Annotated in this window: 1 protein-coding gene; it reads right to left on the reverse strand. The window is 60.5% G+C overall.

Features of this window, described 5'->3' with window-relative positions:
* Positions 1–315: 315 nt before the first annotated feature.
* Positions 316–1437 carry an IS110 family transposase gene (locus BKP54_RS34715; RefSeq protein ID WP_057212528.1) on the reverse strand — a complete coding sequence of 374 codons (1122 nt, stop codon included), beginning with the start codon at positions 1435–1437 and terminating at the stop codon, positions 316–318.
* Positions 1438–1546: the final 109 nt, after the last annotated feature.

Raw genomic sequence — 1546 nt, forward strand, 5'->3', positions numbered from 1 at the left:
ATCCACTCTCATGTTCGCCTTTTCAAGTCGCAGGCATAGAAATTCTCCCGCCCGATGTTCTCGGACGTCGTGTTTCGTATGAGTGCGTCCTGGGGAAAGCAGGAGGCACGGTCAATGAACGACGGTTGATCATGCTCTGATGCGCGGGTTGGTTACCGCCGGACCTGATGCGTCGCGGAGCGTCCTCAGTCTAGTTGGCAGCGTCGGAATTAAACCGGCTGATAGTGGAAACGAGGGTTCTCCTGCCGTGACCGTGCCCCCAGCCTTGCCCAGGTGCACATGGCTTTCTGATCGGCTCTTCTCCTCCTCGCTGATCTAGACTTTGGCGGTGTTCAACGGGCGCGCGACCTGACATGCAATCGACCAGACGAAGCCCGACAGTTCGCGCGCAATCGCTGTGGTCACGGTCGTGGCTGGCTTTCCGGCCTTCGTGAGCTTGCGATAGCGGCCGCACAGCCGCACCTGCGCTTTCCACGCCGTATCGCGGATCGTTTTTGGAAGCTGCTCCTGGCGCAGCAATTGCTCGCGGCTCACCCTTGCTGGAAACCGGTAGCTCCAGGCCGCCTCGATCAACATGCGGCGTGCGGTTCCGTTCCCCGCTTTCGTAATGCCACCCTGGCGTCGGGTTGCGCCGCTCGAATGCTCCGATGGCACCAGTCCAAGATACGCCATCAATTGGCGTGGGTTTGTGAAGCGGCTGAGATCGCCCAATTCGGCAATCATCGTTGCTGCGGTCACCAGAGCCATGCCACGCAGCGATTGCAATGCATGGACGACCGGGGCCAATGACCAATCGCCCAACATGATCTCGATTTGCTTCGTCAGCCGATCCCGCCGGTCCGTAGCAGCCTCGATCGTCGCGATATGATCCTCAAGCACAATGTAGTGGGCCGGTTGCGCGAAGCGGAGGCCTGCCAGCCAACGGCGGTGCATCTGCGTCCAGGCTGGACGGCCATAATGGCAGCCATGGCGCAGGAGGAATCCACTGAGCTGCTGGCGCGCCTGTCGCAGGCTGCGCACGGCAGCCAGGCGTGCCCGCACCAGATCGCGCATCGCCTCATGGGCGGGATCGGGGATCCAGACGGCGCTCAGTTCACCAGCGCGATGAAGCCTTGCCAGATTGTTGGCATCTCGACGGTCTGTCTTGATGCGATCGCCCGGCTTTCGCGGGATCAAAGAGGGGGCGACAACCACGCAGTCATGACCTGCGGCAGACAGTTGGCGCTGAATGCCATAGCCGCAGGGTCCTGCTTCGTAGCAAAACTTCAGCGTCCGCCCTGGCTGTGAAAGCTTCGCCAGCATACGGGCCAAGGCCGTTGGCGTGTTTACGATCTGGCCAAACGCGCGCACGTCCCCACGTTTGCCGCCATCAGCGAGCGCGACCGAAATCGTTTCTTTGTGAACGTCCAATCCGACATATGTGATAGTGTCTGCCACGGCCCGTCTCCTATGCATGAGGCTCTGTGCGAGGATAACTCACGCAACCCTCGATACCTGCATATTGTGAGACGGGTCACCCGGTCCCAAGGCGAACATTTAGTCTAGC

The organism is Ensifer sp. 1H6 (assembly GCF_001976035.1).
Taxonomy (GTDB): Bacteria; Pseudomonadota; Alphaproteobacteria; order Rhizobiales; family Rhizobiaceae; genus Ensifer; species Ensifer canadensis.